At 74.8% G+C, this 26,797-nt stretch carries 23 protein-coding genes, 1 pseudogene and 1 riboswitch; of the genes and pseudogenes, 14 read left to right on the top strand and 10 right to left on the bottom strand.

Features of this window, described 5'->3' with window-relative positions:
• Positions 1-6 precede the first annotated feature (6 nt).
• From AB0C76_RS07400 to AB0C76_RS07385, 4 genes are all read left to right on the top strand, one after another.
• Positions 7-510, top strand: a complete 504-nt coding sequence (locus tag AB0C76_RS07400; RefSeq protein ID WP_359961015.1) for a MaoC family dehydratase — start codon at positions 7-9, stop codon at positions 508-510.
• Between the two features lie 151 nt (positions 511-661).
• Positions 662-1,864: an acyl-CoA dehydrogenase family protein gene (locus tag AB0C76_RS07395; protein WP_359961012.1), complete on the top strand. Its 1,203-nt coding sequence runs from the start codon at positions 662-664 to the stop codon at positions 1,862-1,864.
• A gap of 479 nt (positions 1,865-2,343) precedes the next feature.
• Entirely contained in the window at positions 2,344-3,036 is a 693-nt protein-coding gene (locus AB0C76_RS07390; RefSeq protein ID WP_329926306.1) for a phosphatidylserine decarboxylase, read from the top strand.
• 40 nt (positions 3,037-3,076) lie between these two features.
• Positions 3,077-3,901: a CDP-alcohol phosphatidyltransferase family protein gene (locus AB0C76_RS07385; protein ID WP_359961204.1), complete on the top strand. Its 825-nt coding sequence runs from the start codon at positions 3,077-3,079 to the stop codon at positions 3,899-3,901.
• Positions 3,902-3,975: 74 nt separating this feature from the next.
• On the opposite strand, the gene AB0C76_RS07380 is transcribed toward AB0C76_RS07385, so the two are convergent.
• From AB0C76_RS07380 to AB0C76_RS07370, 3 genes are all read right to left on the bottom strand, one after another.
• Positions 3,976-5,298 (bottom strand): hypothetical protein, encoded by a 1,323-nt coding sequence (locus AB0C76_RS07380; RefSeq protein ID WP_359961009.1) that lies wholly within the window; start codon positions 5,296-5,298, stop codon positions 3,976-3,978.
• A gap of 661 nt (positions 5,299-5,959) precedes the next feature.
• Positions 5,960-7,048, bottom strand: a complete 1,089-nt coding sequence (locus tag AB0C76_RS07375) for a hypothetical protein (RefSeq protein WP_359961006.1) — start codon at positions 7,046-7,048, stop codon at positions 5,960-5,962.
• A 137-nt stretch (positions 7,049-7,185) separates the two neighbouring features.
• Positions 7,186-7,854 (bottom strand): helix-turn-helix transcriptional regulator, encoded by a 669-nt coding sequence (locus AB0C76_RS07370; RefSeq protein ID WP_359961003.1) that lies wholly within the window; start codon positions 7,852-7,854, stop codon positions 7,186-7,188.
• Positions 7,855-8,129: 275 nt separating this feature from the next.
• A riboswitch (cobalamin riboswitch) is annotated at positions 8,130-8,306 on the top strand.
• 101 nt (positions 8,307-8,407) lie between these two features.
• On the opposite strand from AB0C76_RS07370, the gene AB0C76_RS07365 reads away from it, so the two are divergent.
• From AB0C76_RS07365 to AB0C76_RS07335, 7 genes and pseudogenes are all read left to right on the top strand, one after another.
• Positions 8,408-9,370 carry a cobalamin biosynthesis protein gene (locus AB0C76_RS07365; protein WP_359961000.1) on the top strand — a complete coding sequence of 321 codons (963 nt, stop codon included), beginning with the start codon at positions 8,408-8,410 and terminating at the stop codon, positions 9,368-9,370.
• On the top strand, positions 9,367-10,887 hold the full coding sequence (locus AB0C76_RS07360; protein WP_359960997.1) for a cobyric acid synthase: 1,521 nt from the start codon (positions 9,367-9,369) through the stop codon (positions 10,885-10,887). Before AB0C76_RS07365 ends, AB0C76_RS07360 begins: the two co-directional genes overlap by 4 nt.
• The gene (locus tag AB0C76_RS07355) at positions 10,884-12,971 is read left to right on the top strand and encodes a putative cobaltochelatase (RefSeq protein ID WP_359960994.1); all 2,088 of its coding nucleotides are present in this window, start codon (positions 10,884-10,886) and stop codon (positions 12,969-12,971) included. The genes AB0C76_RS07360 and AB0C76_RS07355 overlap by 4 nt, the downstream gene beginning before the upstream one ends.
• 5 nt (positions 12,972-12,976) lie before the next feature.
• A complete protein-coding gene (gene cobO / locus AB0C76_RS07350) occupies positions 12,977-13,582 on the top strand; it encodes a cob(I)yrinic acid a,c-diamide adenosyltransferase (protein ID WP_359960992.1) in 606 nt (201 codons plus the stop codon).
• A 4-nt stretch (positions 13,583-13,586) separates the two neighbouring features.
• On the top strand, positions 13,587-14,954 hold the full coding sequence (locus AB0C76_RS07345; protein ID WP_359960989.1) for a cobyrinate a,c-diamide synthase: 1,368 nt from the start codon (positions 13,587-13,589) through the stop codon (positions 14,952-14,954).
• Positions 14,951-15,472: pseudogene (gene cpt / locus AB0C76_RS07340) on the top strand (chloramphenicol phosphotransferase CPT); the annotation flags it as partial. The gene AB0C76_RS07345 and the pseudogene cpt, both read left to right, overlap by 4 nt.
• 60 nt (positions 15,473-15,532) lie before the next feature.
• Positions 15,533-16,003 carry an OsmC family protein gene (locus AB0C76_RS07335; RefSeq protein ID WP_359961201.1) on the top strand — a complete coding sequence of 157 codons (471 nt, stop codon included), beginning with the start codon at positions 15,533-15,535 and terminating at the stop codon, positions 16,001-16,003.
• A 54-nt stretch (positions 16,004-16,057) separates the two neighbouring features.
• Here AB0C76_RS07335 and AB0C76_RS07330 read toward each other — a convergent pair whose 3' ends face one another.
• From AB0C76_RS07330 to AB0C76_RS07320, 3 genes are all read right to left on the bottom strand, one after another.
• Entirely contained in the window at positions 16,058-17,713 is a 1,656-nt protein-coding gene (locus tag AB0C76_RS07330) for a serine/threonine-protein kinase (protein WP_359960987.1), read from the bottom strand.
• A 141-nt stretch (positions 17,714-17,854) separates the two neighbouring features.
• Positions 17,855-18,310, bottom strand: a complete 456-nt coding sequence (locus AB0C76_RS07325; protein WP_359960984.1) for a hypothetical protein — start codon at positions 18,308-18,310, stop codon at positions 17,855-17,857.
• Between the two features lie 78 nt (positions 18,311-18,388).
• Positions 18,389-18,907: a MarR family transcriptional regulator gene (locus AB0C76_RS07320; RefSeq protein ID WP_359960981.1), complete on the bottom strand. Its 519-nt coding sequence runs from the start codon at positions 18,905-18,907 to the stop codon at positions 18,389-18,391.
• 126 nt (positions 18,908-19,033) lie between these two features.
• Here AB0C76_RS07320 and AB0C76_RS07315 point away from each other — a divergent pair, with 126 nt between their 5' ends.
• Positions 19,034-19,966, top strand: coding sequence for an EamA family transporter (locus tag AB0C76_RS07315; RefSeq protein ID WP_359960978.1), 933 nt, complete (start codon positions 19,034-19,036; stop codon positions 19,964-19,966).
• 62 nt (positions 19,967-20,028) lie between these two features.
• On the opposite strand, the gene AB0C76_RS07310 is transcribed toward AB0C76_RS07315, so the two are convergent.
• The 4 genes from AB0C76_RS07310 to AB0C76_RS07295 all read right to left on the bottom strand — a co-directional run bounded on the left by AB0C76_RS07310 (position 20,029) and on the right by AB0C76_RS07295 (position 24,222).
• Positions 20,029-20,802, bottom strand: coding sequence for a hypothetical protein (locus tag AB0C76_RS07310; protein ID WP_359960976.1), 774 nt, complete (start codon positions 20,800-20,802; stop codon positions 20,029-20,031).
• Between the two features lie 92 nt (positions 20,803-20,894).
• Entirely contained in the window at positions 20,895-21,947 is a 1,053-nt protein-coding gene (locus AB0C76_RS07305; protein WP_359961198.1) for a TolB-like translocation protein, read from the bottom strand.
• A 53-nt stretch (positions 21,948-22,000) separates the two neighbouring features.
• Entirely contained in the window at positions 22,001-23,311 is a 1,311-nt protein-coding gene (locus AB0C76_RS07300) for an MFS transporter (protein ID WP_359960973.1), read from the bottom strand.
• Positions 23,312-23,316: 5 nt separating this feature from the next.
• Positions 23,317-24,222 carry an alkaline phosphatase family protein gene (locus AB0C76_RS07295; protein WP_359960970.1) on the bottom strand — a complete coding sequence of 302 codons (906 nt, stop codon included), beginning with the start codon at positions 24,220-24,222 and terminating at the stop codon, positions 23,317-23,319.
• 285 nt (positions 24,223-24,507) lie between these two features.
• Between AB0C76_RS07295 and AB0C76_RS07290 the strand changes: the two genes are divergently transcribed.
• Both AB0C76_RS07290 and cobC read left to right on the top strand, forming a co-directional pair.
• Positions 24,508-25,737 carry a cobalamin biosynthesis protein gene (locus tag AB0C76_RS07290; protein WP_359960967.1) on the top strand — a complete coding sequence of 410 codons (1,230 nt, stop codon included), beginning with the start codon at positions 24,508-24,510 and terminating at the stop codon, positions 25,735-25,737.
• The gene (cobC, locus tag AB0C76_RS07285) at positions 25,734-26,786 is read left to right on the top strand and encodes an Rv2231c family pyridoxal phosphate-dependent protein CobC (RefSeq protein WP_359960965.1); all 1,053 of its coding nucleotides are present in this window, start codon (positions 25,734-25,736) and stop codon (positions 26,784-26,786) included. Before AB0C76_RS07290 ends, cobC begins: the two co-directional genes overlap by 4 nt.
• Positions 26,787-26,797 lie beyond the last annotated feature (11 nt).

Below are 26,797 nucleotides of genomic sequence, written 5' to 3'. Positions count from 1 at the left end.
TGAGCCATGCAGTTCGGACGCACCTACGAGGAGTTCGAGGTCGGCGCGGTCTACAAGCACTGGCCCGGGAAGACCGTCACCGAGTACGACGACCACCTGTTCTGTCTGCTCACCATGAACCACCACCCGCTCCACATGGACACCAACTACGCGGAGAAGACGACCGACTTCGGGAAGAACGTCGTCGTGGGCAACTACATCTACTCGCTGCTGCTCGGCATGTCCGTCCCGGACGTCTCGGGCAAGGCGATCGCCAACCTGGAGATCGAGTCGCTGCGGCACGTCGCGCCGACCTTCCACGGCGACACGATCTACGGCGAGACCACCGTCCTCGACAAGTGGCCCTCCAAGTCCAAGGACGACCGGGGCATCGTCTACGTCGAGACCAAGGGGTACAAGCAGGACGGCACGGTCGTCTGCATCTTCCGCCGCAAGGTGATGGTGCCGACCGAGACGTACACCAAGGAGCGCGGCGGCGAACAGCCCGGCCGTCCCACCCCTCTTTCCTGAACCCGCACCTCTCCTCCCCATGCCCCGGAGGGGCAGGCCGCCGTCATCGGCCGACCCCCACCCGGAACGGGGGCCCTGCTGCCGCAGCCACGCCGGCAGGGCCCCCGGCAATCCCCCCCCCCGACTTTTCACGACAAATCGGAGCCGCACGATGGGACGCCTCGCACAGACCGACGGCCTCACCGAGATCCAGCGGGACATCCTCGCCACCGTGCGGGATTTCGTCGACAAGGAGATCATTCCGGTCGCGACCGAGCTGGAGCACAAGGACGAGTACCCGACCGCCATCGTCGAGGGGATGAAGCAGCTCGGCCTCTTCGGCCTCACCATCCCCGAGGAGTACGGCGGCCTCGGCGAGTCGCTGCTCACCTACGCCCTCGTGGTGGAGGAGATCGCCCGCGGCTGGATGTCCGTCTCCGGCATCGTCAACACGCACTTCATCGTGGCGCACATGATCAACGCCCACGGCACGCAGGAGCAGAAGGACTACTTCCTGCCGAAGATGGCGGCCGGCGAGATCCGCGGCGCGTTCTCGATGTCCGAGCCCGGCCTCGGCTCCGACGTCTCGGCCATCTCCACCAAGGGCGTCAAGGACGGCGACTTCTACGTCCTCAACGGCCAGAAGATGTGGCTCACCAACGGCGGCACCTCCACCCTCGTCGCGGTCCTGTGCAAGACCGACGAGGGCGGCAGCAGCCCGTACAAGAACATGACCACCTTCCTGATCGAGAAGACGGCCGGATTCGGCCCGAACCCGACCGTCCCCGGCCTCACCGTGCCCGGGAAGATCGAGAAGATGGGCTACAAGGGCGTCGACACGACCGAGCTGGTCCTCCAGGACGTCCGGATCCCGGCCGACCGGATCCTCGGCGGCGTCCCCGGCCGCGGCTTCTACCAGATGATGGACGGCGTCGAGGTCGGCCGCGTCAACGTCGCCGCCCGCGGCTGCGGCGTCGCCCGCCGTGCCTTCGAGCTCGGCATCTCCTACGCCCAGCAGCGCTCCACCTTCGGCAAGAAGATCGCCGAGCACCAGGCGATCCAGTTCAAGCTCGCCGAGATGGCCACCAAGGTCGAGGCCGCCCACCAGATGATGGTCATGGCCGCCCGCAAGAAGGACGGCGGCGAGCGCAACGACCTCGAAGCCGGCATGGCCAAGTACCTCGCCTCCGAGTACTGCAAGGAGGTCGTCGAGGACGCCTTCCGCATCCACGGCGGCTACGGCTTCTCCAAGGAGTACGAGATCGAGCGCCTCTACCGCGAGGCCCCGATGCTGCTCATCGGTGAAGGAACTGCGGAGATCCAGAAGATGATCGTCGGGCGCCGGCTCCTGGAGGAGTACCGGATCGCCGAGTGACCCCCGGGCCACCCCGGCCCGACGGGTGGCCCCCTGAACAGCCGGCCGACGGGCGTGCGGGCCCGTCCCGGCATCCCGCCGTGCCACGACGGCCCCGGCCTGGTCCGCCTGGGCCCCGGCACGGCCCCGGAAGCGGCCGCAGGGCGTAGAGCTGCAGCTACGCGCCCCGCGGCCGCTTCCGCACGCCGTGGCGGCGCCGCCGCGGGGCGTCCGGGAGCGGACGACTCGGACGCGGCGTTCCCCCGGCACACCCGCTGAGACAAGAGTCACCAGGCCGGTCCGGGCCCTTGGGAACCGGACGGCGGCGAGCTACGGTCGTATGAGTAGGCGTGACCTCGCGCCTGCGGAACGAGCAGGCGGGTTGCCCACCCACCGTGTGCTCCCGATAGCATCCACCGGGACAGCAGCCGTCCCTCTCTTACCCGATCCCGCGGTGGCCCCCGTCCAGCGGCCATGATCCCCCGCGACAAAGGTCTTCGATGCCCATCAGCCCGTCCCCTCACACCTCCGTCACGGACCGCGATGCCCTCGCAGCCACGACGGCCGGTCGGCGACCCCGCGTGACCATCGCGCGCGGAGCCACCCCCTGGTTCGTCCCCACCCTCGCCACGGCCGCCGTGACCACCGCCCTCACCCGGCGCAGCGGCAAGTGGGCCCTGGCGGCGGTACCGGCCTGCGCGCTCGGCGCGGGCATGCTGTGGTTCTTCCGCGACCCCGAGCGTGAGATCGGCACGGGCAGAGTGATCTCCCCCGCCGACGGCGTGGTGCAGAGCATCGACGCCTGGCCGGACGGCCGCACCCGGGTCGCCATCTTCATGAGCCCGCTCAACGTCCACGTCAACCGCGCGCCGCTGCCCGGCACGGTGACGTCGGTCGAGCACGTCGCGGGCGGGTTCGTGCCCGCGTTCAACAAGGACAGCGACCAGAACGAGCGGGTCGTCTGGCACTTCGACACCGAGCTCGGCGACATCGAGATGGTGCAGATCGCGGGGGCCGTGGCCCGCCGCATCGTGCCCTACGTCGACGCCGGCACCAAGGTCGCCCAGGGCGACCGGATCGGCCTGATCCGGTTCGGGTCCCGGGTCGACACCTACCTGCCGGCCGGCGTCGAGGTCGGCGTCGAGGTCGGCCAGAAGACCACAGCCGGGGTGACACGCCTTGACCGTGACTGATCCTGAGACGATCGTCGGCCTGGACGACGAGGAGACGGCGCTGCGCCGTCGCCGCTGGGCACGCGACCGCGAGCTCCGCGCGCCGCGCTCGCCGCAGCACCTGTCCACCGCCGACTTCCTGACCCTGGGGAACGCCGTCTGCGGCTTCCTGGCGATCTACTCGATCACCACCGGGGTCCTGATCCCGCACATCACCAACCCGGACGTCGCTCCGGACCGGCACAGCGCCGCCACCGCGGTGACGCTGCTGCTGATCGGCTCGATGTGCGACCTCTTCGACGGCCTGGTGGCGCGCAAGCTGCGTTCCTCCGCCCTGGGCGCCGAACTCGACAACCTGGCCGACCTGATCAGCTTCGGCATCGCGCCGGCCTACTTCGTCGCGGTCTGGGGCATGGTCTCGCAGGGCTCCAACCGGCCGCTGTCCGCGCTGATCGCGCTGACCGTGCTGCTCGCGGTGGTCCTGCGACTGGCCCGCTTCTCGGCCGTGAAGATGCGGCCCGGGGTGTTCCAGGGCATGCCCTGCCCGATGGGCGCCATGACGGTCATCGCGATCGTGCTGCTCGACCCGCCGTTCCTGCCCGGTCTGCTCGCCATCTTCGGCGCCGCGTACCTGATGGTCAGCCGGATCGAGTACCCGAAGCCGCAGGGCCTGCTGGCCACCGCCACGCTGTGCTGGATCGTGGTCTCCATCGGCTGCCTGGCCGCGTGGGCCACCGGCCTGCCGGGCGGCAACGCGCTCCTGCACGTCGGCGCCTTCGCCCAGATCGCGCTCGCGGCCATGGCGCCGCTGCTGGTCATCCGGCGCAAGGTCGGCCAGAAGGTCGGCGACGTCCGCGCCCGGCGGGCGGAGTCGCGGCTCGGCTGAGCCTCCCGCGCATGACGAAGGGGCCCGGATCCACTGCGGATCCGGGCCCCTTCCTCGTTCTCGCCTCCGGGCGCTCACGCCCCGCCGGTGTGGACGCTGAACGCCGAGCGGCGGGCCGCCCTGGCCACGCCCGGGTCCGGGTGCACGCCCGACACCGCCGTCAGCACCGAGGCCGCCCGCGGGTGCCCCGACTGCCGGGCCCGGGCGAACAGCCGCACCGGGTCGCCCGCCGAGGCGCCCTCCACGTGGCCGACCAGCAGCTCGGTCTCGCCGTGGTCCAGCACCGCGGCCGCCGTGTCCACCCAGAGCCAGGCCGCGTCCTCGGCACCCAGCACGTCGGCCGGGGACACGCCCTCGTCCGACTGCTCCGCGAGCCACAGCAGCGCGTACGGGCGCAGCACCGGCTCGTCCACGGCCGCGCGCACCGCCTGCTCGGCCGTGCCCCCGGCCACCCGCAGCGCTTCGAAGGCCAGGCCGCGCACGAGCGCGTCGTCGCCCTGGGCGGCGTCCAGCAGCTCGGCCACGGCGCGGTCCGCCGGGCGGGCCGCCACCCAGGCGCGGTACTCGGCCCGGGCCGGGCCCGGCGAGTAGTCGGCGCAGGCGTTCAGCAGCTCGTAGGCGCTCTGCTCGATGTGGCCGGCCGCGGTCTGGGCGACCGTGCAGATCTCCTCCAGCTTCGCCCGCACCGCCCAGTGCCCGAGCGGCGACAGTTCGGCGGCGTCGTTCCTGCGCACGACGGCACCGACGGCCGCGAGGCCGTCCAGCATCCAGTCCAGGACGGCGGCGACGTCCGCGGGCGCGGCCGGGGTGTCGATCTGCGGCTCGCGGCAGGTGCCGCGGACCGCCGACACCGCGGAGGCGGCGTGCGGCACGGGCGACAGGCCCGCACCCCCGCTGCCGCCGACCCGGCGCTCGTCCAGGCCGCGGCGCAGCAGCTCCAGGAGCTCGCTGTCGGCGACCGGGCCGTCCACCAGGTGCAGGAAGGAGAGCAGCTGCGGGGCCTGGTCCACGGCCTGGCCGGCCAGCACCGTGAAGACGCCGCGCAGGGCGGCCGGCGGGACGGGCGCGAGCAGCGTCCAGGCGTCGAACAGCGCGGACCAGCCGCGCACCACGGCCTCGTCGTCGTGCTCCCAGGCGTGGAGCCGCCAGCCCGGCCCGGCGCCGCCGTCGCGGGCCTCGACCAGGCCGACCAGCAGCGCCTGGCCCCAGGCCTTGGCCGCGGCGCCGACCGTCATGGCCAGTGCGCGGCCCGCCGCGCGGGCGTCCTCGGGGAGCAGTTCGCCCCGCTTGTCGACCTCGCCGAGCTCCCCGGCCCAGCGGGCGATCCGGACGGCGTCCACCAGCATCCGGCGGGCCAGCGGGGCCAGCTCGGCGGGGGCCGGGAAGCCGTCCGGCACGGGGACCCGGCCGCGGCCGGGGGCGGGTGCGGGGCCTCGTCGGCGGGGTACGCCGCCCCCGCCCGGCCTGGCCCCGACGGGCCGGTGGGCCGTACCGGGAAGGCGGGTCACCGTCGCACCGGTACCGATCGTCGGTGGGAGCGGGGCATCACGGTCGCGCGGGTTCCGAGACGTCACGTCGAGCAGTCTTCCCCTTGCACCGGCCTTCTGTCACATCCGGTTGGTCGTACGGGCGGGCGGGTTGTGGCAGCACCTCCGCAAGATCGGGCAACAGCGGCAAACCGCCTGGCCGGAATCGTGTGGCGGGCTCATGCCAGGCCCGTTTGCGGTGGTCACGTGGGGTGTTCGAACGGATACGGAAAAGGCTTCGGCGAGGGGTGAATGGCCGACTCGCGCGGTGCGGACGACGGGTGGAGACGGGAACGCGCCCACCGGGCACGCCCGCCGCGAGTGCTCCGGGTGGATGCGGATCGGCCAGGTCGGCGACGGCGGACGCGGTGGCGGAAATCGACCGCGTCGACTTCCCGTTCCGGCGGAATCGGCTTCCGGTGCCCGGGTGGCGCGGGATGACGGGTGGGGGGAATGCGAGAAGAGGGGAAGCGGAGGCCGGGCGCAGGAATGACCGGCCGGAATGCCCCGGATTAACGGCTGCCGGTCCGGGTCAGAGGAGGGGGGTGAGCCAGCGCCGGAGGAGTTCCGAGTAGTGCGCGGGGTCGGAGTTCCACAGGGCCGCGTGGTCCGCGCCCGGGAAGGCCTGGAGGCTGACGACGTCGGAGCGGGCCGTGGCGAGGTGCCGGGCGGCCCGGAAGGGCGCGATCGGGTCGTCCGGGCTGTGCAGGACGAGGGTCGGCACGCGCAGGTCGGCGCCCTCGACGAGGCGCGCGAAGTCGGCCAGGTCGACCCCGGTGCGGCCCTCCGCGGCCAGCGCGCCGAGCTCCGCGACCGGCCTGGTGTGGCCGGCCCGGACCGCGTCGCGGCGGGCGGTGGCGGGCAGGTCGAGCACCGGCGAGTCCAGGACGATCCCGGCGATCGCCCCCGACCAGGCCGAACGGGCCGCGGCGTGCAGGCACATCGTGGCGCCCACCGACCAGCCGTAGAGGATCACCCGGCCGGCGCCGCTGTCGAGGGCGAGCCGCACGGCCGACTCCACGTCGCGCCACTCGGTCTCACCGAAGTGGCTGAGCCCGTCCGGCGAGGCGGGGGCGCCCTGGTCGCCGCGGTAGGTGACGGCGAGGGCGGGCAGCGCGAGGCGCTGGAGGACGGGCAGCACGGGGAGCGTCTGGGAGCGGTCGGCGCCGGGGCCGTGCACGAGGACCACCCAGGTGCCGCGCTTGCCGTCCAGGCGCCAGGCGGGCATCGCGCCCAGCTCGCCGGCGACGGCGGTCTCGGTGAACGGGAGGCCGAGGGAGGTCGTCGGGTCGCCGAGGTGCACGCGCGGGGTGAACCGGACCTCGGTGCCGGGCGTCAGGGTGCCCCGGTCGGCGCGGACCAGGCGGCGGGTGACGCCCTGTTCGTCGCTGTGCAGGATGTCGTCGACGACGGCGTGGCCGTCGCCGTCCCACTCCAGCGCCCAGCGGCCGGGGTGGAGGGCCGAGGGCGTCCGGTTGAAGGTGATCCGGCCGGCGGCGAGGCTCTGCACCAGGACGGGTCCGGACTCCGGCACGGCGGTCTCCGGCCGCACCAGCCGCTCGGACGCCCGCCGGCCGACGACCAGCACGGCGACCCCGGTGCCGACGGCGGCCGCTGCCACGGCGGCTGCGGTTCCCCAACGCATATCGCTCCCCGCTCTGTGAGTCTGCTGGGGACAAGTTCACTGGCGGGTGGGGGCGGCGGCCAGGCGGGATGGGCTGTACGGGGGACGGGGGGGAGACGGGGGACGGGGCGGGGTCAGACCGGGATCTCCGTTTGGATGCGGCCGAGGAGTTCCCAGAAGCGCGGCGCCAGGGGGCGGTCGCGCGGGGGGAGGGTGGGCGTCGCGGCACCCCAGTGCGGGGAGGAGACCTGGTGCTCCTGGTGCAGGGCCGTCAGGACGGCCGCGAGGTCGTCCTCGTGGACCGGCACGAGCCGCGCGACCGCCCGCAGGTGGGGCTGCCAGCGCCCGTCCACGCACCTGCGCAGCCGCTGGTCGAGCTCGGCGCCGCGGCCCGTGACCTCCACGAGTTCGGTGAGCCGCAGTCCGAGCACCTGGGCGAGCGCGTGCGTCCGCTCCTCGTCGCCGTCCCACGTCCCGGTGAGTTCGGCCTCCTGGTAGACGCGCAGGGCGACGCCGATGCGACGGGCGGCGGTGTCCTGGCTCAGTTCGCGGGCCACGCGGTGGTCGCGCAGGAGGGCCGGGCGGGTGCCCATGAGCTGGGCGGGCGGGCACCACAGGGCGCGCGCGAGGGCGATGAACTCCTCCTCGGTGGGGCGCAGCTCTCCGCTCTCCCAGGCGATGACGTGCGTGGGCAGCAGCCGGACGCCGTGCGCGGCCATGCCGCGGGCGACCTGTCCGGGGGTCAGGCCGAGCCCGGCGCGGTGGGCGCGGGCCGCGGCGGGCGAGAACGGCACCGGGGACAAGGCGGGAGGCTGTCTTCGTCGCATGTGAACGAACGCTAGGGCCGGTACGAACGGGCCCCCCAGCCGCCGAACGCACGAAGCGCCGCGGGAGGCGCGCGCGCACCGCTGGAGGATCGCACGAGATGTCATGCTCCTGCGGCGGCCGTACTCGGAGGTAGTGACGGGGCGTTCGGGGGCGCGCGCCGGGCCTCCCGCGTGTGACCAACCCCTCCGTGACCTCGGTTGACTCCCGGTTCGGCCGCGTGATGGGATCCCAGGGCCAAACGGAGGCATGCAGAGGAAGCCGGTGCGAGTCCGGCGCGGTCCCGCCACTGTCACCGGGGAGCACGGCCGGAACGATTCCCTCCTTGCCCGCCGACGGGCAGGAGGGGCCCACAGGCGGACCGTCAGTCTTCGCTGACGGGCTGCCGGAAGGCTCCGGAGGTGCGTTCGACCCGGAAGCCAGGAGACTCTCGCCCCCGGTACGTCGATCCAGGGCGCGGACCCTGAGTGAGGACTCGCACGCGATGCAGGCTGCCCCGACCCGCCGAGCCCTCCCCTGTCCCCCGCCGTCGTGCGCCCGCTGACCAGCGCCGCCGCGTTCGCGGTCGGCGCCGTCGCGGGCTACCTGGCGGACGCCCGCTACGCCGACCCCCGCCGCGGCCACCCGGTGGCCGTCTTCGGCGGTGCGGCGACCCGCCTGGAGCGCCGGATGTGGCGCGACGACCGGGCCGCCGGGGCCGCGTACACGGCGCTCTGCGTGGGCGCCGTCGCGGCGGGCGCGGTGGTGCTGGAGCGGACGGCCGGCCGCAGGCCGCTGGGGCGGGCCGCGCTGGCCGCCGCCGCGACCTGGACGGTGCTCGGCGGCACCTCGCTGACCCGGGAGGCGCGCACGATCGGCCGGGCGCTGGCCGCGGGCGACCTGCCCGCCGCCCGGGAGCGGCTGCCGCACCTGTGCGGGCGCGACCCGAGCGCACTGGACGGGCAGCAGATCGCCCGCGCCGTCGTGGAGTCGGTGGCCGAGAACACCGCGGACGCCGTCGTGAACGCGCTGGCCTGGGGCGCGCTCGCCGGCACGCCCGGCCTGCTGGCCTTCCGCGCCGTCAACACGCTGGACGCGATGGTGGGCCACCGCTCGCCGCGCCACGCCCGGTTCGGCTGGGCCTCGGCCCGGCTGGACGACGTGGCGGGCTGGCCCGGCGCCCGGCTGACGGCGCTGCTCACGGTGGCCGCCGCGCCGCAGCCGCGGACCGCCTGGCGGGTGTGGCGGCGGGACGGTTCGGCGCACCCGAGCCCGAACGCGGGGCAGGCCGAGTCGGCGTTCGCGGGCGCCGTGGGCGTGCGGCTGGGCGGCACGCTGCGGTACGGCGAGCGCGTCGAGCACCGGCCGGTGCTGGGCGCGGAGCTGCGGCCGGTGACGGTGGACGACATCGAGCGGGCCTGCGCGCTGTCGCGGCGGGTGGGCGCGCTGGCACTGGGTACGACGGTCGCGGGGCACGTCCTGCTGCGATCGCTGCTGAGGAGGGGAAGGGCATGACCAACGCGCTGCTGGTCGCGGGGACGACCTCGGACGCGGGCAAGAGCGTCGTCACGGCGGGCATCTGCCGCTGGCTGGCCCGCCGTGGCGTCCGGGTGGCGCCGTTCAAGGCGCAGAACATGTCACTGAACTCCTTCGTGACGGCCGACGGCGCCGAGATCGGCCGCGCCCAGGCGATGCAGGCCCAGGCCGCCCGGGTGGAGCCGGAGGCGGCGATGAACCCGGTGCTGCTCAAGCCCGGCGCGGACGGCCGCAGCCAGGTGGTGCTGCTGGGCAGGCCGGTCGCCGAGGTGGGCGCGCTGGACTACCGCGAGCGCAAGCCCGTCCTGCTGGAGCGCGCCCTGGAGTGCCTGGCGGACCTGCGCCGGCGGTACGACGTGGTGGTGTGCGAGGGCGCGGGCTCGCCCGCCGAGATCAACCTGCGCGACCGGGACATCGCCAACATGGGCCTGGCGACGGCCGCCCGGTTGCCCGTCGTGGTGGTCGGCGACATCGACCGCGGCGGCGTGTTCGCGGCGATGTTCGGGACACTGGCGCTGCTGTCCGAGGAGGACCAGCGGCACGTGGCCGGCTGGTTCGTCAACAAGTTCCGCGGGGACGCCCGGCTGCTGGCGCCCGGCCTGGAGATGCTGCACGGCCTGACCGGCCGTCCGGTGCTCGGCACGCTGCCGATGCTGCCGGGGCTGTGGCTGGACGCCGAGGACTCCCTGGACCTGTCGACGGTCGTGGACCGGGTCGACGGGCGCGGGCCGCTCGGGGCGGACGTGCTGCGGGTGGCCGTGGTGCGCTTCCCGCGGCTGTCGAACTTCACCGACCTGGACGCGCTGGCGCAGGAGCCCGGCGTCCTCGTCCGCTGGGCGACCAGGCCGGAGGAACTCGCCGACGCCGACCTCGTCGTGCTGCCCGGCACCCGGGCCACCGTGGCCGACCTCGCCTGGCTGCGCGAGCGCGGGCTGGAACCGGCGCTGCGGGCGCGGGCGGCGGCCGGGAAGCCCGTCCTCGGGGTCTGCGGCGGCTACCAGATGCTGGCGGGCTCGATCGTCGACGACGTCGAGTCCAAGGCCGGTGCCGTCGACGCGCTCGGCCTGCTGCCGACGCACGTGCGGTTCGGCGTGGAGAAGGTGCTCGCCCGGCCGGTCGGCGAGGCGTACGGGCAGCGGGTCGAGGGCTACGAGATCCACCACGGGGTGGTCGCGGTCGAGGGAGGCGAGCCCTTCCTCGACGGGTGCCGGGTGGGCTCGGTGTGGGGCACCACCTGGCACGGCGCGCTGGAGAACGACGGGTTCCGCCGGGAGTTCCTGCGCGAGGTGGCCGCGCTGGCGGGCCGCGCGTTCGTCCCGGCACCGGACACCTCGTTCGCCGAGGCGCGCGAGGCCCGGCTGGACCGCCTGGGGGACCTGATCGAGGAGCACGCGGACACCGACGCGCTGTGGAAGCTGATCGAGGGCGGGGTGCCGGCGGCCGGATCGCTGCCGTTCCTGCCGCCCGGTGCGCCTGAGGAGGCTGGCAAGGCATGAGTGACGTCCGCTACCCGTTCACCGCGGTCGTCGGGATGGCCGACCTGCGGCTCGGACTGCTGCTGAACGCGGTCTCCCCGGCCGTGGGCGGCGTGCTGGTGCGCGGCGAGAAGGGCACCGCCAAGTCGACGATGGTCCGTGCGCTGGCCGGCCTGCTGCCGTCCATCGCCACGGTCGACGACTGCCGCTTCTCCTGCGACCCGGCCGCGCCCGACCCGCAGTGCCCGGACGGACCGCACGCCTCCTCCGGGAACAGTGAACGGCCCTCCCAGCTGGTCGAGTTGCCGGTCGGCGTGGCCGAGGACCGGATCGTCGGCTCGCTCGACCTGGAGCGCGCGCTCGCCGAGGGCGTCAAGGCGTACGAGCCCGGGCTGCTCGCCAAGGCGCACCGCGGGGTGCTCTACATCGACGAGGTGAACCTGCTCCAGGACCACGTCGTCGACCTGCTGCTGGACGCCGCCGCGATGGGCCGCTCCTACGTCGAGCGCGAGGGCGTCTCGGTACGGCACGCGGCCCGGTTCCTGCTGGTCGGCACGATGAACCCGGAGGAGGGCGAGCTGCGGCCGCAGCTGCTCGACCGCTTCGGCCTGACCGTGGAGATCGCCGCGACGCGCGACCCGGCCGAGCGCGCCGAGGTCGTCCGGCGCCGGCTCGCCTACGACGCGGACCCGGCCGGCTTCGCGGCGCGGTTCGCCGACGAGGAGCGGGCGCTCGCCGAACGGATCACCGCCGCACGGGAGTTGCTGCCCAAGGTCGAGCTCAAGGACGTGGCACTCCGGCAGATCACGGCCGTGTGCGCCGCGTTCGAGGTGGACGGGCTGCGCGCCGACATCGTCATGGCGCGGACGGCCGTCGCGCTGGCCGCGTGGGACGGCCGCACGGAGGTGCTGGAGGAGGACGTGCGCAAGGCCGCCCAGCTCGCGCTGCCGCACCGGCGCCGCCGCAACCCGTTCGACGCGCCCGGACTGGACGAGGAACAGCTGGACCGGACGCTGGAGGAACACGCGCAGCCCGAGGACTCCCCGGAGGACTCCCCCGAGACGGAAGCTGACGGCGACGGCCCGGACGGTGACGGTGACGGTCCCGGCCCCGGCCCCGGCGACGACGGCGGCCCCGGCCCGGACGGCGGCGGCGCACCGGAGCCCGAGGGCGGTCCGCAGGCCCCGGAGGCCGCCGCCTCGGACCTCGCCGAGCAGCAGCCCGTCCCGGCCCAGCACCCCGCCCCCGCGCGGGAGTCCGCGCCGGTCGCGGCCGGCGACCCGTACCGCACCCGGCTGTTCGCCGTGCGCGGCACCGGCCACGGCGCGCAGGGCCGCCGCTCCCCCGCCGAGACCGACAGCGGGTACACCGTCCGCGCGCGGCGCCCCCAGGGCGCCCTCAGCCGCCTGCACCTGACCGCCACCCTCCAGGCCGCCGCGCCGCACCAGGTGGCGCGCGGGCGCTCCGGCGCCGCGCTCGTGCTGCGCAAGGACGACTTCCGCGAGCAGGTGCGCAAGGGCCGCGAGTCCAACCTGGTGCTGTTCGTCGTCGACGCCTCCGGCTCGATGGCCGCCCGGCAGCGGATGACCGCCGTCAAGGGCGCCGTGCTGTCGCTGCTGATGGACGCCTACCAGCGGCGCGACAAGATCGGCATGATCACCTTCCGCGGCGCGGGCGCCGAGCTGGCGCTCCCGCCGACCTCGTCCGTCGAGGTCGGCGCGGCCCGGCTGGAGTCGCTGCCCACCGGCGGCCGGACCCCGCTGGCCGCCGGCCTGCTGCGCGCCCACGAGGTGCTGCGGATCGAGCGGCTGCGCGACCCGGCCCGCCGCCCGCTGGTCGTCGTCGTCACCGACGGACGGGCCACCGGCGGTCGCGACGCACTCGCGCAGTCCCGGCGCGCGGCCGGGCTGTTCGCCGCCCAGGGCGTCGCGAGCGTCGTCCTGGACTGCGAGTCCGGCCCCGTCCGGCTCGGCCTCGCCCGCACCCTCGCCGGGCACCTCGGCGGCACCTCCGTCACCCTGGACGAGCTGCGCGCCGAGGGCGTCGCCTCGCTCGTCCGCGAAAGTCGCGACAACCGTGCAACCACCATGCGAAAGGCGGCCTGAGCAGCATGCCCAAGGGTGTTCCCGAGAGCGTTCCCGACGACGGCCTGACGACCCGCCAGCGCCGCACGCAGCCGATCACCGCCGTGCACACCGGCCCCGGCAAGGGCAAGTCCACGGCCGCGTTCGGCATGGCGCTGCGGGCCTGGAACCAGGGCTGGTCCGTCGGGGTGTTCCAGTTCGTGAAGTCCGCCAAGTGGAAGGTGGGCGAGGAGAACGCGCTGCGCGTCCTCGGCGCCTCCGGCGAGGGCGGCACCGTCGACTGGCACAAGATGGGCTCCGGCTGGTCGTGGATCCAGCGCTCCAGCGAGATGGAGATGGACAGCGAGGCCGCCGCCAAGGAGGGCTGGGAGCAGGTCAAGCGCGACCTCGCGGCCGAGACCTACCGCTTCTACGTGCTCGACGAGTTCACCTATCCGATGCACTGGGGCTGGGTCGACCCGGAGGAGGTCGTGTCCGTGCTCAAGGACCGGCCGGGCAGCCAGCACGTCGTCATCACCGGCCGGTACGCCCCCGAGGCGCTCACCGGCTTCGCCGACCTCGTCACCGAGATGACCAAGGTCAAGCACCCCATGGACGCCGGCCGCAAGGGCCAGCGCGGCATCGAGTGGTGATTCCTTGAGCATCCCCCGCCTCGTCGTCGCCGCGCCCTCCTCGGGCGCGGGCAAGACCACCGTCGCCACCGGCCTGATCGCCGCGCTCGCCGCCCGCGGGCTCGCGGTCTCCCCGCACAAGGTCGGCCCGGACTACATCGACCCCGGCTACCACGCGCTGGCCGCCGGGCGCCCGGGACGCAACCTGGACGCCTTCCTGTGCGGGCCGGAGCGGATCGCGCCGCTGTTCCTGCACGGCGCGGCCGGGGCCGACGTCGCCGTCGTCGAGGGCGTCATGGGGCTGTTCGACGGGGCGTCGGGGCGCGGGGAGCTGGCGTCCACCGCGCACGTCGGCAAGCTGCTGCGCGCGCCGGTGGTGCTCGTGGTGGACGGCAGCTCGCAGTCCCGGTCGGTGGCCGCGCTGGTGCACGGCTTCGCCTCCTGGGACCCGGAGGTGCGGCTCGCGGGGGTGATCCTCAACCGGGTCGCCTCCGACCGCCACGAGCAGCTGCTGCGCGAGGCCCTGGAGGAGGGCTCCGGCGTGCCCGTGCTGGGCGCGCTGCGCCGCTCCACGGCCGTCGCGACGCCCTCGCGCCACCTCGGGCTGATCCCGGCCGTGGAGCGGTCGGCGGAGGCCCTGAAGGCCGTCGCGGACATGGGGGACCTCGTCGCCGCCTCGGTGGACCTGGACGCGGTGCTGGCGCTGGCCAGGACCGCACCGGCATTGGACGCCGAGCCGTGGGACCCGGCGGCCGAGGTCGCACCGGTCGCCGGTCGGCCCCGGATCGCCGTGGCGGGCGGCGCCGCGTTCTCCTTCTCGTACGCCGAGAACGCCGAACTCCTCGCCGCCGCCGGGGCGGAGGTCGTCCCCTTCGACCCGCTGCACGCCTCGGGGCTGCCCGAGGGAACCGCCGGGCTCGTCATCGGCGGCGGGTTCCCCGAGCTGTACGTCCGGGAGCTGAGCGGGAACGCACGACTGCGCTCGGCGATCCGGGAGTTCGCCGCCGCCGGCGGACCGATCGCGGCCGAGTGCGCCGGACTGCTCTACCTGGGGCGGGAACTGGACGGAAGACCGATGTGCGGCGTGCTCGACACCACCGCCCGGATGACCGAACGGCTCACCCTCGGCTACCGGGAGGCCGTCGCCCTGCACGACTCCCCGCTCGGCCCGGCCGGCACCCGGCTGCGCGGCCACGAGTTCCACCGCACGGTCTGCGAGCCGGCCGCGGGCGACCACCCCGCCTGGGGCTGGCGCCAGCCCACCGGCCCCCGCACCGAGGGCTTCGCCGGCGGCAACGTCCACGCCTCCTACCTGCACCTGCACTGGGCCGGCACCCCGGAACTCGCCACGTCCTTCGCCTCCGCCGCAGCGGCCTACGGGGGTTCGCGCTGAACGTCATCGTCCTCAACGGAGGCTCCAGCTCGGGCAAGTCGAGCATCGCGCGCCACCTCCAGGACCTGCTGCCGGAGCCGTGGCTGCACCTCGGCACGGACACCCTGGTCGACGCGCTGCCGCCACGGCTGCGCGAGGGCGGCGAGGGGATCGGTGGTCTGGCGGGCGAGGACGCCGACGGTGTGGTGAGCGTCGGACCGGCGTTCGCGGCGCTCGACGCGGCCTGGACGACCGGGGTCGCGGCGATGGCGCGGGCCGGCGCCCGGATCGTGGTCGACGAGGTCTTCCTCGGCGGCGCGGCCTCGCAGCAGCGGTGGCGGGCGGCGCTGGACGGCCTGGACGTGCTCTGGGTCGGCGTGCGCTGCGACGCCGCCGTCGCGAGCGCCCGGGAGGCGGCGCGCGGCGACCGGGCCGCCGGGATGGCCGCGGCGCAGGCGGAAGCGGTGCACTCCGGTGTGACGTACGACGTGGAGGTGGACACCTCCCGGACGGATGCGGTCGGTTGCGCCCGAATCGTCCTCGGGCACCTCCCCGGGTGCGATCGACTGCCCGCCAGAACCGTCGAGAGAGGCTCCCCCATGCCCAAGCTGCACACGTACACCACCGAGGTCACCTGGACCGGCAACCGGGGCACCGGCACGAGCGACTACCGCTCCTACGGCCGCGACCACGACGTCGCCGCCGACGGCCGGCCGACCATCCCCGGCTCGTCCGACCCCGCCTTCCGCGGCGACCCGGCCCGCTGGAACCCCGAGCAGCTGCTCCTCGCGTCGATCTCGCAGTGCCACCTGCTCTGGTACCTGCACCTGTGCGCCGTCAACGGCGTCGTCGTGACCTCGTACGTCGACAACCCGGTCGGCACGATGGCCGAGACGCCCGAGGGCGGGCACTTCACCTCGGCGGTGCTGCACCCGCGGATCGAGGTCGCGTCCGAGGGCATGGTCGAGAAGGCGCTCGCCCTGCACGCCGACGCGCACCGGGCCTGCTTCATCGCGAGCTCGGTCAACTTCCCGGTCCGGCACGAGCCGGTGGTGACGGCCGCGGGGTAGGGCGTGCCCTGACGCCGCGGCACCCGGCCCGAGCCGAAAGGGGCGCCCTCTCCGTCAGAGCGCCAGCGTCTGCCAGCCCCGGGTGATCTGGTCGTGGACGGCCGCCGGGTCCGGGGCCGCCTGCCGGGCCTCCTGCCGGGCCGCCGCGAGCGCGGCCAGCAGGGCCGCCCCGTCCGCCGGGCGCTGCGCGGGGTCGATGGCCAGGGCGCGGGCCACGACGGCGGCGAGCCCCGGATCGAGGTCCCGGACCGCCGCCACCGCGGCCGGTTCGGGCCCGGTCTCCACGATCCGGCGGATCACCGCGCCCGTGCTGGTGGCCGCGAACGGGCTCGCGCCGTGCGCCGCGCACACCACGCAGCACGCCCACGCCCACACGTCGGCGGCCGTGCCGACCCGCTCGTCGCCGAACTGCTCCGGTGCCATGTACGTGAGGGTGCCGGGCCCGCCGCCGGTCATGGTGAGCCGGGTGCCGTCCACGATCGCCGCGATGCCGAAGTCGAGCAGGCGCGGGCCGGCCGTCGTCAGCATGATGTTCGCCGGCTTGAGGTCCCGGTGGACCAACCCCAGCCGGTGCACCCCGGACAGCGCCACGGCCAGCGCGAGCGCCAGGGCACGCAGCGCCTCGGCGGAGCGGATCGGCCCCTGCTCGCGCAGGTGGACGTCGAGCGGGCGGCCGTCCAGCAGCTCCATGGCGAGGTACGGGCGGCCCTGGTCGACGCCCGAGTCGAGCACCCGGGCGGTGTAGGCGCCCGGGACCATCGCCAGCACCTCGGACTCGCGCTGGAACCGGCGCAGGAGCTCCGCGTCGTCGAGGAGTTCGAGGTTGATGGTCTTGAGCGCGACCTGCGTCGCGGAACCCTGCCGCTGGGCGAGGTACACCGTGCCCATGCCGCCCGAGCCGATCCGGCCCAGGAGCTGGTAGCCGCCGATGACGCGGGGCTCGTGGGAGCCGAGCGGCTGCCCGAGGGACGGGACGGGCGGGGCCGGCTGGGACTGCGCGGTCGACGGCGCGGGTGCGGGCGGCGCGAACTGCGGTACGGGCGGCGTGTGCTGGGTGGGGACGTACCCCTGCGGCGGCACGGTGGCTGCGTGCGGGTTCAGCGGCGGTCGCTGCGCCGCGCCGGCGCCGACCGGCTTGGGCCGGAGGCTCGTGAACACGGCCACGATCTGGAAGACCAGCGCGGCCGGGACCAGGATGACCGGCAGGACGAACACGGCGAGCACGGCACGGAGGACGAGCAGTCCGACGACCCGGAGCTGGGTCGGCCCGGACCGCCACGCCTGCCGTGGCAGGCCGGTGGCCAGCACGTTGCGCTGGGTCAGGTAGGAGAGCCCCAGCCAGAGCACCAGGCACACGACGAAGACCGTGACGTACCAGGTCCGGGCCATGTGGAGAGCCAGGTGCGACTCGATGGAGATGTACCGCGCGTTGACCGTGTCGAACGGCTTCGCGAACAGCCGGTCGCCGAAGACGAACATCGCGGGGACCACGGCCACCACCGCGGCCGCGGTCAGCACGACCACGGCCGCATCGGCGACGGTCGCCCCGGTGCCGCCCGGGGCACCCGCGCTCGCGTCCTCCCCCAGGGCCGTCAACGCCCTTCGGCGTGCCGCCGTCTGAGCACGCACCAGCAGCGGGAGCGTCGCCAGACGGATCACCAGCACCGCGCCGAGCAAGGTGAGCAGAGTCGACTCGAAACCGTTCAGCATGCGTCCCCCAGCCTCATCGAGCACAGGGGAGTATAGGGGGCCCGACTCCTGCGCCAACCTCCCGAGCAGAGCGGCCGGGTACCGCGCGACCTCCTCCCGCAGTTCGGCGGCGGTCGGCGGGTGACCGTGCCCGCCGACGCCCTACGGCCGGCCGGCGGCGAAGGTGCCGCGGAGGGGGTCGGCCCGGTAGCAGGCGCGGCAGCGGAGGCGGGTGTAGATCGCCACGGGGCCCATGCAGACGTCTTCGCGGCCGTCGGCGGGGGAGGTGGAGGCGGCGGGGCGGCCGCATTCCAGGCAGCGGCGGGTGGGGCGTTCGGCGGTGGAGCAGGCTCGGCAGAGCATCCGCTCCGGGGCCTCGGCGTGGACGACGACGGGCTGGGGGCCGCCGGCGCAGAGGTGTTCGCAGAAGGTCCAGGTGTCGTCGGCCTCGGCCGCGAGCATCCGGGCGCGGGCCTCCTGCTGCCAGCGGGCCGCCTGCTGGATCGGGATCGTCACCGGCGGACCCCAGCCGGCGGCGACGAGCCACTCCCTGCCCTCGGCGCCGGCGGCTCGGAGCTGGTCGTCGACGGCGATGTCCCTGGGGGTCCTGTCCTTCATCGGCGTTCTCCTCCGGCACGGTTGTGCCGGGTCTAACGCGACCGGGATCGGTTGGATACGTCGTCCCGCCCACCGGCGCTACAGCCGCTCGACGTCCCCGTGGGCGACGAGCAGCTTCTTCAGCAGCGCGTCCAGCTGGGCGCGCTCGCCCTGGTCGAGGGGGGCGAGGAGGCGCTCCTCGTTCCGGACGTGGCCGAGCAGCAGCGCGTCCACGAGCTCCTTGCCCTCCGGGGTGAGCCGGACCAGGACCGCCCGGCGGTCGCCCGGACACGGGTGCCGCTCGACGAGGCCCTTCGCGGACAGCCGGTCCACGCGATTGGTGATCGCGCCCGACGTCACCATCGCGGACTTGAGCAGCGCGCGGGCGTTCAGCTCGTACGGCTCGCCGGCCCGGCGCAGCGTCGCGAGGACGTCGAACTCCGAGGTGTCCAGGCCGTGCTGGGTGAAGTACTCGCGCAGGGCGGAGTCGACGCGGAGGTTGAGGCGGCGCAGCCGGCCGATCAGGGCCATCGGGCCGCTGTCGATCTCGGGGCGGGCCCGGGCCCACTGGTCGACGATGTCGTCCACGGTGTCGCGCTGCCGCACCTGCTCCTGCATGGCCTCCGCCTCCTTCGGCCGCTGTCCGTACCCGTTTATCTTAACCTTCACATACTTGACGTTCACAGATCCTCGGCGCACAATTTATCTCAACGTTCAGATAGTCAACGTTGAGGGGAACCCGCCATGGACCGGAACCGCCTGGGAATCGCCGCCACCGCCGCCCTCGCCCCGGCCGCCTGGGGCACGACCTACCTCGTCACCACGCAGCTCCTGCCGGAGGGCCGCCCGCTGCTGCTCGCCGTCGTCCGTGCCCTCCCGGCGGGGCTGCTCCTGCTGCTCATGGGGCGCAGACTGCCGAAGGGGCGCTGGTGGGGGCGGGCGGCCGTGCTCGGGATGCTCAACATCGGGCTCTTCTTCCCGCTCGTCTTCGTCGGCGCGTACCGCCTGCCCGGCGGGGTCGCGGCGACCATCGGGGCGATCCAGCCGCTGCTCGTCGCCGGGTTCTCGATCGGTGTGCTCGGCCTCCGGCCCGGACGGCGGACCGTCCTGGCCGGACTGGCCGGGGTCGGCGGCGTCGCGCTCCTCGTCCTCAAGAGCGGCGCACGGCTGGACGGCGTCGGCATCGCCGCGATGGTCGCGGGGATCGGGCTGATGGCGATGGGCACGGTCCTCACCCGCCGGTGGGGCCGCCCCGAGGGCGCCACCATGCTCGACCTGACCGCGTGGCAGCTCCTGGCCGGTTCGGTCTTCCTCGTCCCGCTCGCCGCCGTCGTCGAGGGCGCACCGCCCGCGCTGACCGCCACCAACCTGGCCGGGTTCACCTACCTCGGGCTGTTCGGCACGGCGCTCGGCTACGTCCTCTGGTTCCGCGGCATCGAGCGCCTGGGTGCCGGTCCGGCGTCCTTCCTCGGCCTGATCAACCCCGTCGTCGCGACGGTCGGCGGCCTGGTCGTCCTCGGCCAGACGCTCACCCCGTGGCAGGTCCTGGGCCTCCTGATCGCCCTGGGCGCCCTGGTGGCCGGCCAGTCCCCGGCCCGCGCCCCGAAGCCCGCGGCCCCGGCCCCGGAGCCCGCGACGACGAACCCGGTCCCCGAAGCGGCACCAGCCGCCCGCTGACGTCCCGTACCCCCGCCGAGCCCGCTCGGCGGGGGTACGGCGTCGGGGCGGGGGAAAACGCGTCAGCCGGTGGCGCGGACGTAGATGTCGGCGGCGCCGGGAAGGCCCCCGGGGATCGTGGAGACGTAGATGCGGCGGCCGGCGGTCGTGGTGGGGGTGGCCGCAGCGGTCGGAGTGGCCGTGGGGCTCACGGTCACGGTCACGGTCGCGGTGGGGGTCGGGGTGGGCGGCGGCGGGGCGTCGTCGTCCCCGTCCTCGTCCTCGTCGGGGTCGGCGGCGGACGCCGGGCCCGGCGGGGTGACGTCGGCGGGCGACGCGTCCGTGGTCACCGGCGTGGTCACCGCCGGGGACGGCCCGGGGAGTTCGGGCGCCGACGGGGACGGCTCGGGGAGCTCCGGGGCGGTCGTGGGTTCGTTGCCGCCGAGGGCCGTGGACAGGTCGGGAGGGAGCGGGGCGGCGGGGCCCGGTTCGGGGAGGTCGTAGGCGCGCAGGAAGTCGGCGAGGCCGACGTCCTTGCCGCCCGCGACGCGGTAGTGGAGGTACGCGACGGCGGACCCGTCGGGCGCGTGGGTGTAGACGGAGCCGACGGGCACGAAGGCGCGGCCCGCACCCGGGTGCTGGGACGGGTGGAGGCCGGCCAGGCGTTCGGCGCGGTCGCGGTCGGTCTCGCGGCCGCCGCCGCCCAGGGTCAGGGTGTTGATGCCCTGGACGAGCAGGGCCGCCGCGACGGAGACGAGCAGCACGAGGCTCACGGCGACGGTGCGGCGCAGCACCGGCCGGCCGTGCAGGGCGGGCCAGGAGTCGGTGACCACGCGCTCGGGTGGGATTCCGTCCACCGTTGTCGCTCCCCCGTTCGATCGAGCCGTCACCGTGCTCGACGAGGGACCGCGGCCGAGAGTTCCTCGACGTGCTCCGCCGTCCCCCTCGCTCACCCCACGTACGCGGGGGCGACCGCGGCCGTGGTGACCCGCCGGGCGGCGCCGGTGCCGTCGGCCGGGACGGTCCACAGGTCGGCGCCGTAGTCGCCGGGGAGGGCGTAGAGGAGGGTGCCGGTGTCGCTCCAGACCGCCTGGTCGTCGATGTTGCGCTGCTCGGCGGTGGCGGTCTCGGTCATGGTGGCGAGGTCGAGGACGTAGAGCCGCCAGGGCGAGTCGGCGGGCAGGCCGGGCACGCGCTTCTTGTAGGCGACGCGGGTGCCGTCCGGGGAGAGCGAGGGGCACTCGACGTCGTCGTGGAGGGTGGTGAGGGTGCGGGCGGCGAGGTCGCCGCGCACGAGGTGGGTGGTGCCGCCGGAGGCGAGGGTCGCGTAGAAGGTGTTGTCGTCGGCGAAGGTGACGCCCCAGATGTTGACGTCGTGCGCCCGGAACGGCTGCCCGTCCCTGATGACGTCGAAGGTCTCCAGGTTCTCGCGGAGGTTCCCGTCGCGGACGTCGACGATCGAGGTGCGGGTGGAGAAGTCGGTGCCGGCGTAGGAGTCGCCGCTGACGAAGACGGTCCAGGCCGCGAAGTGACCGGAGGGCGAGACGCGGGCGCGCGTGGGGATGCCGGCGGCCGGGAAGGAGCGCTTCTCGTCGAGGTGGTCGTCGAGGACGACGGCGCGGTAGGTGTCCTCCAGGGCGCCGTGTTCGGCCTGGAGGCAGATGCCGGTGCCGCCGGCGGCGTGGAAGCGCAGGCACTTGACACCGGAGGCGGTGCGGGGGCCGTCGGCACGGTCGGCCGGGACGGTGGTGAGCTCGTCGCGGTGCGGGCCCCACGCCATGTTGCGGAACACCAGCCGCCGGCCGTCGGAGGCGGCCTTGAGGGACACCGTCCCGGACGAGACGGCCGGGCCGCCCGCCTGCGTCCGGTCGCGGCGGGCGGTGCGGTCGGAGGCGTAGAGGACGGCGCCGGTGCCGACCGATCCGAGCAGCAGGACGGCGACCAGCAGGATGAGCACCCTGGCCCGGTTCCCGAGGGTCCGGCCCTGAACGGGCCGGTCCAGGACGGGCTGGTCCCGGACGGGCTCCGGAAGGGGCTGGTTCTGGAGCGGCTGGTTCACGAGGACACCTCACGGGCGGGTTCGCGGAGCACGACGGCCGCGCCGACGACGCACAGGGCGAGCGTGCCCGCCGACCACGCGAGCGCGGTGGAGCCGCCGATCGCGCTCCACAGCGCGCCGAACAGCAGCGAGCAGGCGAACCGGGCGAGCGCCTGCCCGGTGCCGACGAGCGCGAGCCCTGCGCCGCGCTGCTCGGCGGGCACGGCGTCGGCCGCGGCGGCGGCGAGCACGCCGTCGGTGGCGGCGTAGAAGGAGCCGTGCAGGACCAGGACGCAGATCGCCGCGGGCAGTCCGCGCAGCGGCGAGAGCAGCAGCCCGTACGCGAGGAGCAGCAACCCGTGCCCCGCGAGGAACAGCGTGCGGCGGCCGATCCGGTCGGCGAGCAGGCCCATGGGCACGGCGAGCAGGAGGAAGGCGGCGGCGGTGCCGAGCGGCAGCAGCGGGAACAGGTTGATGGACAGGCCGAGGCGGCGCTGGACGAGCAGGTAGACGAACGAGTCGCTGACGGTGGTGAGTCCGAGCAGAACGGCGCACACGGTGAGCCGCCGGAGCCCGGGCAGCCGCAGCAGCCGGAGGCCGTCGCGCAGCGAGGGGGCGGCAGTTGAGGGCTCGTCGCCGGTGAGCCGGTTCGGCACGAACAGCAGCAGGACCAGCACGCCGAACACCGCGACGCACGCGCTGACGCTGAACACCGCGTCGTAGCCGTGCCGTTCGCCGCCGTCCGCGAGCAGCGGGCCGCCGGCCAGGCGGAGCACCAGGAACGCGGTGAGCGGCCCGAGCAGCGCGCCCGCCGTGTCCATCGCGCGGTGCACGCCGAACGCCCGGCCGCGGTGCGCGGGGTCGGCGGCGAGCGAGATCATCGCGTCGCGCGGGGCGGTGCGCAGGCCCTTGCCGGTGCGGTCGACGGCGATGACGGCGCCGATCAGGGGCACGGTGTGGGCGAACAGCAGCAGCGGTTTGCACAGCGCCGACAGACCGTAGCCGATGGCCGCGACGGCCTTGTGCCGGGGCGCGCCGCCGGCGCCGCGCCGGTCGGCGAGGTGGCCGCCGGCGAGGCGGACGAGCGCGCTGAAGCCGTTCTGGATGCCGTCCAGCAGCCCGAAGCCGAGCGGCGAGAGGCCGAGCCCGGTCAGCAGGTAGAGCGGGAGGACGGCACTGACCATCTCGGAGGAGACGTCGGTGACCAGGCTGACGGTGCCGAGGGCGAGGACGGCCCCGGGTACGGCACGCGGGGCGGCGCCCCGCCGCCCCGGCGTTCCGGCCGGGGCGACGGGGGCCTTCGAGCTGCGGGATTCCGCGACGTACACGGGAGTCAGTTCCAGATGCCGGTGATGTCGTTCGCGCTCGCCGAGTTGCCGGCGTGCGCGTTGACGCCCGCCAGGTCCTCCAGCGTGTGCAGCACGTCGTAGTGGTTGTAGCTGGTGGAGGTGCTGCTGCCCGGAGCGACGTGCGCGCCGTAGATCACGGTGGGGATGCGGTTTCCGGAGAGCTTGTTGTCCTCGTCGAAGGTCATGACGAGCAGGCTGTTGTGGCTCCTGGCCCAGTCCGCGTAGGCGGCGAGGTTGGTCTGGATCCAGGAGTCGCCGGTGCCGACCGAGCAGTCGTGCATGTCGTCGCAGAGGTCCGGGACGACGAACGACACCTTGGGCAAGGTGGTGAAGTCGGCCGGGAACGCGTCCATGCCGTACGCGCTGGAGGTCGGGACGTTGCCGAAGCCGAACCAGGGGTTGTGCTTCTGCGCGTAGGTGTCGACGCGGCAGTCGGTGGCGCCGACGCCGGGGATGCCCTCGTTGTAGCTGGCGAAGGTCTGGCCGGCGTCCAGCAGTTCGGAGGCCAGGTTGGGCGCCTGCATGGTGCCGACGTCGACGCAGCTGTCGTCGGTGACGCCCTGGGAGCTGCCCGAGAACAGCATGTAGTAGTTGGGCTGGCTGGGGTGGGTGAGCGCGTGGGACTGGGTCAGCGTCGCGCCGCCGGCCACGAGGGTGTTGTTGACGTAGGGCGCGTTGGAGCTGCCGATCACCTGCGAGTAGGCGTGGTTCTCCATGACGACGACCACGATGTGGTCCGGCGCCGGCAGGGCGGCTGCGGTGTCGGCCGCGGCGTCGCCGGTGGCGGCCCACAGGCCGAGCGAGCCGGCCGAGAGGCCGAGGGCCGCGGCGAGCGCGGTCAGGGTGCGGCGGCGGGGAGTGCCGGGGGTGCGGAGTCGTGCGAAGGCCATGGGGATCCTCCGGGCGTCGAATGTGCTTCGGGCTTGATGGGGGTTGAGCGCCGAGAACAGTAGGATCGCCGTGGTGTCGTGTACCGCACAAGACAAGTGAAGAACAGACGAACAGCTGCCGCCCGCCCGCGGAGCGCCCCACCGACGTCACAGCCACCGGCGATTGACCCGTTCCGGCCGGGCGTGGTGGGATCACCTGGGCTTTTGCCCGTCGGGGCGGGGCCGGACGGGGCCGGCCCGAAGCCGGGTCAAACCCTGGTCAAGGAGCGAGCTGAGGAGCTGGACGTGATCGGGCTGGTCGCCGTCAACGGGTCGGTGCGGCCGCTCGCCGCCGAACTGCACGCCGTCTGGCCGGACAGCAGCAAGGTCTACCGGGCCTCGGCCGGCAACTGCTTCGGCCCACCGGAGGCGATCACGCTGGCGCTCCACGAGTGCGAGTACGTGATCTGCCTGGCGCCCCTCCCGGGGGCCGTCCGCCTGCTCGACCACGCCGGCCCGCGCGGCACCGAGGGCAAGGGCCTGCTCTGCGTGGACCCCCGGCGCCGGTACGCGATCCCGCTGACCGGCGACCCCGGAACCACCGAGCTGGCCTGGGAGGTGGCGGCCGTCCTCGGCGTCCAGCCGGTGCTCACCGGCCCGCCGTCCCCGCGCGAGACCGCGCTCGCCGAGCTGACCCGGCGGACCGGCCCCGGACCCGACGGCCCCACCGCGACGGCGCCCCCGGAGGAAGCGGTCCTGCGGATCCCCGACCCCCAGGACCCGGACGACCCCGACAGCGGCCTCGTGGTCCTCCCCCGCACGCTCGTCCTCGGCATCGGCGCGGGCAGCGGCACCGAGCAGACCGAGGTGATGCGGCTGCTCATGGACGTCCTGCGGGAGACCGGCCTGTCCCGCCAGTCCGTCGCCCGCATCGCCACCGTGGCCGGCAGGGGCCACCACCCAGCCGTGAACTGGGCCCACTGGTGCCTCGGCCGGCCGCCGGTGGACGAACACCCGGCGGACGCGCTCGCGGCCGTCCCGGTGCCGAACCCGTCCGCCGCGGTCGGCGCCGCCGTCGGTACCGCGAGCGTCGCCGAGGCGGCGGCGCTGGCGAGCGCGCCGGGCGGCGAACTCGTCGTCACCAAGCGGAAGTCGGCGCACGCGACGATCGCGATCGCGCGGACGGCGCTGCGCGGACGGCTGACGCTGGTGGGCCTCGGCCCCGGGCCGCACGACCTGCTCGTGCCGCGCGCGCTGGAGGCGCTGCGGAGCGTCTCGGCCGTGGTCGGGCCGCCGGACGCGGTCGCGGCGGTCGCCGGCCTGCTGCGCCCGGCCACCCGGAGGATCGCGACGGACGACAGCGCCGGGGCCGCCGCCGCCCTGGCCTCGCACGGCCACGACGTCGCCCTCGTGGCCCTCGGCGACGGCGCCGCGCTGAGCGTGCCGCCCGGCGCGTACGACGTCCTCCGCGTCCCCGGCCTGCCCCTCGAAGTCCGGGACGAGCCCCGGGAGCAGCACCAAGGAGACCCCGCGTGACCCGAGCCGAACCCGACCTCCGTCACCACGGCGACGCCGAGGTGCGCGCCGACGGGCTCGGCCTGGTCGACCTCGCCGTCAACGTCCGCACCGGCACGCCCCCGCTCTGGCTGCGCGAGCGCCTCGCCGCCACGCTCGGCGAACTCGCCGCCTATCCGGACCAGACGGCCGCGCGCGCGGCCGTCGCCGCGCGGCACGGGCGCCCGGTGGAGGAGGTGCTGCTCACCTCGGGCGCGGCCGAGGCGTTCGTCCTGCTCGCGCGCGTTCTGCTGGCACGTCACATCATCGTCGTCCACCCACAGTTCACCGAGCCGGAGGCGGCGCTGCGCGACGCCGGGCACGCCGTGCACCGGGTGCTCCTGTCGCCCTCGGACGGCTTCCGGCTCACCGCGGGCGCCGTCCCGGAGGAGGCCGACCTGGTCGTCCTCGGCAACCCGACCAACCCGACCTCGGTCCTGCACCCCGCTGACGCCGTCGCCGCGCTGGCCCGCCCCGGGCGCACCCTGGTGGTGGACGAGGCGTTCATGGACACCGTGCCCGGCGAGCGCGAATCCCTCGCCGCCGCCCGGGACCTGCCCGGCCGGGTGGTCGTGCTGCGCAGCCTCACCAAGACCTGGGGCCTGGCCGGGCTGCGGATCGGCTACGTGCTCGGGCCCGCGCCGCTGATCGCGGAGCTCGGCGCCGCGCAGCCGCTCTGGCCGGTCTCCACCCCGGCGCTGGCCGCGGCCGAGGCGTGCAGCACGCCGGCGGCACTGGCCGAGGCGGAGGAGGCGGCCGCCGAACTCGCCCTGTGGCGCGCGAACCTGGTGAAGGGGCTGGCCGGTTTCCCGTCCGTCCGGGTGCACGGGGAACCGGCCGCGTCGTTCGTCCTGGTCCGGCTGCCCGGCGCGGCCGCCGTCCGGGAGCGGCTGCGGGCGCGCGGCTTCGCCGTCCGCCGCGGGGACACCTTCCCGGGGCTGGGCGAGGAGTGGCTGCGGATCGCCGTCCGGGACGAGCCGACCACCGCGCGCTTCCTGGACGCGCTGGCGGCCGTGCTGGACGAGGCCTGACCTGGCCCGTC

This window comes from Kitasatospora sp. NPDC048722 (assembly GCF_040650235.1).
GTDB lineage: Bacteria > Actinomycetota > Actinomycetes > Streptomycetales > Streptomycetaceae > Kitasatospora.
The sequence above is the reverse complement of the archived record's forward strand: the minus strand, read 5'-3'. Positions and strand labels throughout refer to the sequence as shown.

Excerpts from the sequence above, each read along its gene's own strand:
- AB0C76_RS07400 (WP_359961015.1), top strand. The coding sequence starts at position 7 with ATGCAGTTCGGACGCACCTACGAGGAGTTCGAGGTCGGCGCGGTCTAC.
- AB0C76_RS07395 (WP_359961012.1), top strand. The coding sequence starts at position 662 with ATGGGACGCCTCGCACAGACCGACGGCCTCACCGAGATCCAGCGGGAC.
- AB0C76_RS07390 (WP_329926306.1), top strand. The coding sequence starts at position 2,344 with ATGCCCATCAGCCCGTCCCCTCACACCTCCGTCACGGACCGCGATGCC.
- AB0C76_RS07360 (WP_359960997.1), top strand. The coding sequence starts at position 9,367 with ATGACCAACGCGCTGCTGGTCGCGGGGACGACCTCGGACGCGGGCAAG.
- AB0C76_RS07355 (WP_359960994.1), top strand. The coding sequence starts at position 10,884 with ATGAGTGACGTCCGCTACCCGTTCACCGCGGTCGTCGGGATGGCCGAC.
- cobO (WP_359960992.1), top strand. The coding sequence starts at position 12,977 with ATGCCCAAGGGTGTTCCCGAGAGCGTTCCCGACGACGGCCTGACGACC.
- AB0C76_RS07335 (WP_359961201.1), top strand. The coding sequence starts at position 15,533 with ATGCCCAAGCTGCACACGTACACCACCGAGGTCACCTGGACCGGCAAC.
- AB0C76_RS07330 (WP_359960987.1), bottom strand. The coding sequence starts at position 17,713 with ATGCTGAACGGTTTCGAGTCGACTCTGCTCACCTTGCTCGGCGCGGTG.
- AB0C76_RS07325 (WP_359960984.1), bottom strand. The coding sequence starts at position 18,310 with ATGAAGGACAGGACCCCCAGGGACATCGCCGTCGACGACCAGCTCCGA.
- AB0C76_RS07320 (WP_359960981.1), bottom strand. The coding sequence starts at position 18,907 with ATGCAGGAGCAGGTGCGGCAGCGCGACACCGTGGACGACATCGTCGAC.
- AB0C76_RS07315 (WP_359960978.1), top strand. The coding sequence starts at position 19,034 with ATGGACCGGAACCGCCTGGGAATCGCCGCCACCGCCGCCCTCGCCCCG.
- AB0C76_RS07295 (WP_359960970.1), bottom strand. The coding sequence starts at position 24,222 with ATGGCCTTCGCACGACTCCGCACCCCCGGCACTCCCCGCCGCCGCACC.